This window comes from Paenibacillus sp. A3M_27_13 (assembly GCF_024213315.1).
GTDB classification, from domain to species: Bacteria; Bacillota; Bacilli; order Paenibacillales; family Paenibacillaceae; genus Paenibacillus; species Paenibacillus polymyxa_B.
Genome location: NZ_JANAVE010000016.1, coordinates 1 through 8771, shown reverse-complemented (window position 1 = coordinate 8771; position 8771 = coordinate 1). Strand labels below are relative to the sequence as shown.

Here is an 8771-nt window from a genome sequence, read left to right as displayed (position 1 = left end):
CATGAAGACGGTCGGAATTGAAGCCATGAATGTATATGGCGGTACTGCCTACCTGGATGTGTTTGAGTTGGCGCGGCACCGCAATCTCGACACGACACGTTTCGATAACTTACTGATGAAAGAAAAGGCAGTTTCGCTGATTTGTGAAGATCCAGTGACCTTTGCTGTCAATGCAGCGAAGCCGATAATTGAGTCGCTGCCGGAAGCGGACAAGAAAAGCATCGAGCTGCTGATTACATGCACGGAATCGGGAATCGATTTCGGCAAATCCATCAGCACTTATGTTCATCATTACCTGGGGCTCAGCCGAAATTGTCGGATGTTCGAAATCAAGCAGGCCTGTTACTCAGGCACGGCGGGGTTCCAAATGGCGGTCAATTTTATTTTGTCGCAAGCTTCGCCCGGGGCAAAGGCGCTTGTCGTCGCCACGGATATTTCGCGTTTTATAGCCGTTGACGGCGGCGAGGCTTTGACGGCCGACTGGTCTTTTGTCGAACCCAGCTCCGGCGCAGGGGCCGTTGCCATCCTTGTTGGTGAAAATCCGGCAGTCTTTCAGATCGATGTGGGTGCAAACGGTTATTACGGCTATGAAGTGATGGATACTTGCCGTCCTATTCCGGACAGTGAAGCCGGCAACTCCGATCTTTCGTTGCTCTCGTATCTGGATTGCTGCGAAAAAACTTATCTGGAGTATGCGGAACGCGTTGCCGATGCGGATTATCGGGATACATTCCAGTACCTGGCGTTTCATACTCCTTTCGGTGGAATGGTTAAAGGGGCGCACCGCTCAATGATGCGGAAGATGACCAAAGCCAAGCCTGCGGAAATTGAGGCAGATTTTGCACAACGTGTAGTTCCGGGACTGATGTATTGCCAGCAGATGGGCAATATCCTCGGGGCGACGGTGCTGCTGTCTTTGGCTAGCACTGTGGACAACGGCAGGTTTGAGGCCCCACGCAGAGTAGGCTGCTTCTCTTACGGCTCAGGCTGCTGTTCGGAATTTTATAGCGGAATTGTCACGCCCGAAGGACAGCGGCTTCAGCATAAATTTCAAATTACCGAACATTTGAACCGTCGGTATAAATTGTCCATGTCCCACTATGACTATCTGCTAAGGTCCAGCGATGCGGTTAAATTTGGCACCAGAAACGTGAAGCTGGATCTTAGTGATCTGCCGGCCATGCTGGCGTCCAGCGGAGGGGGACAACGGTTGTATCTAGAAAGAATATCGGAATTTCACCGGGTGTACAGGTGGGTCTCGTGACATATGAGACGATTCGGATCCGTCGGCAAGAGGCGGTATATTTTATTCAAATCTACAGGCCTGCCGCTAACAATACCATCAATGATTTGTTGATTGCTGAAATCCGGCATGCCTTGCGAGAGTGCGAGGAAGCCGCTTCGATAGTGGTCGTAGAAGGGCTGCCAGAAGTGTTCTGCTTCGGAGCCGACTTTCAGGACATCCATGAGCAAATGACCACTGCGGATACGGCGTCGGGGGATGCCGAGGCGCTATATGATCTATGGCTACATCTGGCAAGCGGCCCATTCATCTCGGTTGCTTACGTCAGGGGCAAAGCCAATGCCGGCGGCATCGGCTTTGTGACAGCCTGCGACATTGCAATGGCAGACGAGACGGCGCTGTTCAGCCTTTCGGAGATGTTGTTCGGCTTATATCCTGCCTGTGTGCTTCCGTTTCTGACCCGGAGGGTCGGTTTTCAGCGGGCCCACTATCTGACGCTGACCACACAGCCGATCACGGTACGGCAAGCGGTGGAATGGGGATTGATTGACGCTTGCGACAGTGACGGTCAGGCTTTGCGCAAGCTGTTACTGCGTCTGCGGCGTATATCCAAGCCGGCGATTGTCCGCTACAAGCGATATATGAACGAGCTGTACGCTTCGCTGGGCCAATTCAAGCAAACGGCTTTATCGGGGAACAGGGAAATATTTTCGGACTACGGAAACCTGCAAGCCATCAGCCGTTTTGCGGCAACGGGACAATTTCCTTGGGAGGCCGATTGATATGCGTACGGCAGAAAGGGATAGATATGACGTCGGATGTAATTGATGTAACGGAGGCTGCCCCCGGTGTTCTGCGGATTACGATGCAGGATCGGGTCCATAAAAATACATTTTCGCCGGAATTAATGTCGGCTTTGATTGCGGCCTTTCAATATGCCGGTTCTTCAACCAGCTATAAGGCCGTTATTTTAACGGGTTATGATTCCTATTTCGCTTCAGGGGGAACCAAGGAAGGGCTGCTTGCCATTCATGAGGGCAGGGCCAAGTTTACGGATACGAATGTATACAGCCTCGCCATCGACTGCCCCATTCCGGTCATCGCCGCAATGCAGGGTCACGGAATTGGCGGAGGCTTTGTGATGGGGTTGTTTTCCGACTTTGTTATTTTGAGCAGAGAAAGCGTATATACAACGAATTTTATGCGTTACGGATTTACGCCAGGCATGGGAGCGACGCTGATTGTGCCGAAAAAGCTTGGACTTGCATTGGGGGAAGAGCTGCTGCTGAACGGGGGCAGTTACCGAGGAGCAGATCTCTGCAAGCGGGGAGTTCCGTTTCCTGTGCTGCCTCGCGCTGAAGTTGCGGATTATGCATTGCAACTTGGGAAGGAACTTGCGGATAAGCCCCGCGCTTCTTTGGTCGCCCTGAAAAATCATCTGGTCGGTTCTTTACGGCGGGAGCTGCCGAAATTCGTTGCACAGGAGGTCATTATGCACGAGCTGACATTTCATCAGTCGGAGGTCAATGAACGTATTCAGGAATTGTTCGGGAACTAAGGATACTTGGAGAGGAGGATGACCATTGAATGTGGAGCAAATATTTCGGGCTTTGAAAGATAAAACGATGAACCCCCAGAAAGCCAAGCGGCTATTGTCACAGTCTGGTTCTGACGGCAGCAATGCAGAGATTTCACGGAGCGGTTCCGGTGGTCAGGTGCCTGTACCGGAAAAGAGGCTGCTGACGCCGCTTCCGTCGGGAGTTTCTCCCGAACGGTTCGGCAATCCGCTTTTTCAGAAGCGGTACAAGTGCAAATGGAATTATATCGCTGGCTCCATGTACCGCGGCATCTCATCGGAGCAGCTGGTGATTGCCATGGGACGGGCAAGGTTGCTCAGTTTTTTTGGCAGTGCAGGCCTGCGCGGAAATGAGCTTGAGACGCGGATTGGGCGCATTCAGAAAGAACTGGGGCCGGAAAAGCCTTACGGCATGTGTCTGATTTCTAATATCGACGATCCTGACGAGGAATGGGAGCAAGCGGAGCTGTGCTTAAAGCTGAATGTTCCGGTAATCGAGGCTGCAGCTTATTCAGCGATCACCTTGCCGCTGGTATATTGTCGTCTCAAGGGGTTGTCCCGGCACAACGGAAGCTTGACACCAAGGCGGAGAATTATCGCTAAATGCTCGAGGCTGGAGATCGCCCGCATGTTTTTGTCGCCTCCACCTATGGAAATGGTGCTTGAACTGCTTGCAACGGGCCGGATCAATAAGGAAGAGGCTGCATTATCGCAACACCTTCCACTAGCGGATGATTTAGCAATCGAAGCGGATTCCGGCGGGCATACCGATCAAGGTGCCGCTTTTTCCCTACTGCCTGCTGTGCTTTCCCTAAGACAAGCGATGCACAACCAGTACAGCTATGAGGAAGAGATTATGGTGGGATGTGGCGGGGGCATCGGAACGCCCGAGGCCGTTGCGGCGGCGTTTATGCTCGGCGCCGATTTTATTTTCACGGGTTCGGTCAATCAATGCACGGTTGAAAGCGGTGCGCATGAAGCTGTGAAGGAACTGCTGCAGTCCCTTTCGGTTCACGATACTACGATTACGGTTGCCGGCGATATGTTCGAGATTGGTGCCAAGGTGCAAGTGGTCAAAAAACAGACGCAGTTTGCAGCCCGGGCCAACAAGCTGTATCAGTTGTTTACCCAGCATACGTGTATAGAGGACATCCCCCCCGCTACGCGCCGGGAGCTAGAGCAGCATTATTTCAAACGAACATTCGAACAGGTGTGGGAGCTTGTCTGTGAACACAAGCAGCGCAGCAATCCGGTTCAATTGGTAGAGGCAATGGACAACCCACGGTTGAAAATGGCGCTGATTTTTAAATGGTATTTTGCGCATTGCAATACCGTCACACTGCGGGGGGAGTTATCCGAAAAAGATAATTTTGTGGTGTACTGCGGTCCTGCGATAGGGGCCTTTAATCAATGGGTAGCGGGCACGGATTACGAAAACTGGCAGAACCGGCATGTGGACGGAATCGCGGAAATCCTGATGACGCACGCTTTCACCTACACCGCTGCCCGAACGGTAAATACCGTCTCCAGCGGGCAAGCGGATGGGGTAAACTCTGCTCCGCATGAAGACCGGGCCATTGCCGTCATTGGCATGTCAGGGCGATTCCCCATGTCAAAAAACATCGAGGAGTATTGGAACAATGTGTCTGCCGGACGCGACTGCATATCGGAAATTCCACTGGAACGCTGGAACATCGATTGGGATGTCGCTTCGGCAATACAATCGACCCAACTACCCGATTACCAGTGGATGGGGGTTCTGGAAGAGGCCGAGTGCTTTGATCCGCTGTTTTTTCATATCTCTCCCGCAGAAGCCGAGGCCATGGATCCACAACAGCGGCTGTTTCTGGAGCAGGCATGGCACTGCATCGAGGATGCCGGCCTTCGCCCTTCTTCCCTCTCTGGAACTCGCTGCGGCGTATTCGCCGGTTGCGCGGCGAGTGATTACGCGGAACTGGTGGGAAACGGTGGCTGGAATGCGCAAGGGCTGATGGGGCGAGCACTCTCCATTTTGAGCGCACGCATTTCGTATCATTTGAATCTGAAGGGTCCGTGTCTTGCCATTGAAACAGCCTGCTCCTCCTCGTTGGTGGCGATCGCGGAAGCATGCGAAAGTCTTAGTCTGGGGACTAGCGATCTGGCTCTTGCAGGTGGCGTGTATGTGGCGGCCACGCCCGCCATGCAGCATATGACGGGGAATGCTGGTATGCTCTCGCCAAGCGGGCGCTGCTATACCTTCGATAACCGTGCCGACGGATTTGTACCCGGGGAAGGTGTTGGAGTGATTCTGCTTAAACGCTTGCAGGATGCCGAACGGGACGGTGATCATATCTATGGCGTCATTCGGGGCTGGGGCGTCAATCAGGATGGCAAAACCAACGGAATCACCGCTCCTAGCGTCAATTCGCAAACCGTGCTGGAGCAGGAGGTGTATCGGCGGTTTCAGATTGATCCGGCGACAATTTCTTTGGTGGAAGCTCATGGAACGGGTACCCGGCTCGGCGACCCCATCGAGGTCGAAGCGTTGACGGCAGCCTTTCGCTCCTTTACAACCGGGAAGAACTATTGTGCACTAGGCTCGGTAAAAAGCAATATCGGTCATTTACTGGCAGCGTCGGGTATGGCCGGCGTGATTAAAACGCTACTTGCCCTGAAGCACCTGATGCTGCCGCCGACTTTGCATTTCGAGTCTTTGAATGAGCATATCGATTTGCAAGACAGCCCGTTTTACATAAACACTCAGCTACAACCGTGGAGGAGCGAAGCCGGCCGAAGCCGGCGGGCTGCGGTCAGCGCATTCGGGTTCAGTGGGACCAATGCCCATATTGTGCTGGAAGAATATACGGAAATGCGGGAATCCTCACAGCTGAAAGCGGCGCCGGAAGATCATCGTGCGCTGCACTTTGTGCTGTCCGCCCAAAGCCCCGAGCGGTTGGGCGAGTATGCCGCTGCGTTGAAATATTGGCTGGAATGTCATCCGGAAGCGGAGCTTCCGGATGTTGCCTATACGCTGCAGGTTGGCCGCGAGACTATGGACCACCGGCTGGCGTTTATGGCGGCTTCCCGGCAGGAGTGTCTACAAGCGCTTGATGCTTATCTGCGCAGCGGCATGTCCCCCGGGAATTTAATGGGTTATGTCAAGGGCTCTGGCGAGCCGGCAGCCGCGGCCTTCGGGAAGATCCCGTCCCTTGTCGGAGGGCTGGACAGCATCGGCGAGCAATGGGTGCGCGAGGGAGAGGTAGACTGGAGCAAGCTGTACGGGGAAGCCACACCACGGCGGATCAGCCTACCTGGATACCCGTTTGCACGGGAGCGGTATTGGACGAGCCGGCGTGCGGGAAGTGCGTCGGAGGCCGAGGCGAGACATACGTCTATGCTGCATCCGTTGGTACAGCGGAATACGTCGGATTTGACGGAGCAGCGGTACAGTTCACGGTGGAGCGGCGAAGAATTCTTCTTGAAGGATCATGTGGTACAGGGGCAGAAAATGCTGCCAGGGACAGCCTATCTGGAGATGGCGCTGCAAGCGACGCTGTTGGCTGCCGGGACGGCGGGGCATGAGGCTCAGCAAGGCGTTCGGCTGCACGGGGTGGTATGGCTGAAGCCGTTCACGGTGGAAGAAGGAACGGAGCAGGAACTGCACATCGCACTGACGCCGGAGGCGCAGAACCGGATTGGCTTTGAGGTGTACAGCGGAGAGGCAGTAGGGGAAGGGCAAGTACACAGCCAGGGAAGCGTGGAGCTGTATACCCGCGAGGTGGAGGCAAACCTACCGAAGCTGGAGGTGGAGGTGCTGCGGGAGGAGAGCCGGCACAGTGTGAGCGGCGCGGAATGCTACGGGCAGTTCTTGGAGAGAGGGATCGCATACGGACCAAGTCATCGGGGTCTGGAGTGGCTGGAGATCGGTCCGCGGGGCGCGCTGGGCAAGCTGGCGCTGCCGGAAGGCACAGGAGAGAGCTATGTGCTGCATCCAGGTATAGTGGATGCGGCATTACAAGCCTGTGCGGGTTTGATGGAAGAGACAGGCGGAAGCGAGACGCAGCTGCCGTTCGCGCTGGAGCGGCTGGAGTTGATGTCGGCAGCGCCCGCGCGGGGCTGGGTCTGGGTGCGTCCGCAGGAAGGAAGTGCGACGGAAGCCAGGCTACAGAAGCTGGACATCGACCTGTGCGCCGAGGACGGGACGGTCTGCGTGCGGATGAGCGGCTTTACAGTCCGAGCATATAAGCATGAAGCGGCGTCTGACAAGGTTGCTCCGGCCGGAACGGATTGCAGATCAGCGGGGTCTGAATTGCTGATGTTTACACCACAATGGCGTGAGTGCTCTACGGGTACAAGCATAAGCCGGCAAAAGCACCTACTGTTGGACACCGGTTCCGGACTTCGTCATTCACTAGCAGGATTTGCCGAGCAGTGGATTATCCTATGTGAAATGGAAGAATCGGTCTATGCGGCGGTACACGCGTGGCTGGACAGCGAATCTGACGGTCTGCCGGCAAGCAAGCGCACCCTGCTTCTTTGTTCTGACGAGAAGGAAGTGTATGGGCGTTATCGTGACTATGCGGCACAATTGTTACAGCTAGTCAAAGACATTATGTTCAGTAAGCATCGGGATAAAGTCCTGCTCCAACTGCTGATCCCTTCAGGACAAAAAGGAGAAGACGGACTGTTCTCCGGACTCCTTGGCCTGCTCCGGACAGCGGGATTGGAGAATCCGGCAATCGTCGCGCAGTTGATTGAGACCTCTGATGCAGATGATACCACTGGGGCCATCTCCGCGATTCAGGAAAGTTGCCTCCATCCCGAAGAAGCGAATGTCCGGTATACGAACGATAAATGCTGGATGCCTGAATGGCAGGAAATGCCGCTCCTTGAAACGGATCTAGCCGCTCCATGGAAGGAGGGCGGGGTATACCTGATTACAGGTGGAGGCGGTGGACTTGCTGCACTATTCGCCGAGAATATTATCCGCCATGCTCCACAAGCAACTGTTCTTCTCGTAGGCCGACGTGAGCCGGACGACCGCCGGGGGCAGTGGATGCATGATCTGCAGCGCAGTGGAGCGAAAGTCTCCTACCGTATTGCGGATATCACGAAGGAAGAAGAGGTCCAGCGGCTGATCGGCGGCATAAAAACCGAGTATGGGCGCATTGACGGCTTGATCCATTGTGCAGGGGTGCTGCGGGATCGTTTCATATTACATAAAAATGCGGATGAACTTCACGCCGTGCTTGCACCCAAGGTGGATGCCCTGATTCATCTGGATGAAGCTGCAAAGGATATTCCGCTTGATTTCTTCGTACTCTGTTCATCGCTGGCTAGTGTGTTCGGCAATCCTGGACAAGCGGACTATGCGGCGGCCAACGCTTTCATGGACGGATTCGCCGCTTGGCGCAATGAAAAGGTCCGCTTGGGAATGAGACAAGGGCATACGCTCGCTGTCAACTGGCCGCTGTGGCAAAACGGCGGTATGCGCGCAGATGAACACACGCAGGAACGCATGCATAAGCAGGCGGGAATAGCTCCGCTGGAGACGGCAAGCGGAATCCGGGCGTTGTATGCGGCTTTGGCAGCCGGGCATGGGCAGGCTATGGTGTTGGCGGGCGAACGCAGCCGATTATTAAGCTGGCTGAAGCTCGCCGTAGGTACTGCGGAGAGCACGGAAACGGTGGCAACTACAGAAACGGCGGAAACCACAGCAGCGGTCAATCAGGCAGAATGTCTGCAGGAAAAAACGGTCCATTATTTCAAAAAGCTGCTGTCGGACATCGCGAAGCTGCCGGCAGGACGGGTCGAAGAGGAGGCGCCACTGGAAAAGTACGGCATCGATTCGATTATGGTCATGCAGCTGACGGCGCGGCTGGAGCAGGATTTCGGCCCACTGTCGAAGACCCTGTTTTTCGAATACCAGACGCTTCGCGAACTGTGCGGCTACTTTATGGACACCTACGGCGG

4 protein-coding genes are annotated in these 8771 nt (G+C 54.9%); all 4 read left to right on the top strand.

Going from position 1 to position 8771, the window contains the following annotated elements; genetic code table 11:
- The first annotated feature begins 1 nt into the window (after position 1).
- Positions 2-1264, top strand: coding sequence for a hydroxymethylglutaryl-CoA synthase family protein (locus NLX82_RS27155; RefSeq protein ID WP_254349290.1), 1263 nt, complete (start codon positions 2-4; stop codon positions 1262-1264).
- Positions 1261-2025: an enoyl-CoA hydratase/isomerase gene (locus NLX82_RS27150; RefSeq protein WP_254349289.1), complete on the top strand. Its 765-nt coding sequence runs from the start codon at positions 1261-1263 to the stop codon at positions 2023-2025. The genes NLX82_RS27155 and NLX82_RS27150 overlap by 4 nt, the downstream gene beginning before the upstream one ends.
- A gap of 26 nt (positions 2026-2051) precedes the next feature.
- Positions 2052-2801: a polyketide synthase gene (locus NLX82_RS27145; RefSeq protein WP_254349288.1), complete on the top strand. Its 750-nt coding sequence runs from the start codon at positions 2052-2054 to the stop codon at positions 2799-2801.
- A gap of 31 nt (positions 2802-2832) precedes the next feature.
- A partial coding sequence (locus NLX82_RS27140) for a PfaD family polyunsaturated fatty acid/polyketide biosynthesis protein (protein ID WP_254349302.1) occupies positions 2833-8771 on the top strand: 5939 nt, incomplete at its 3' end.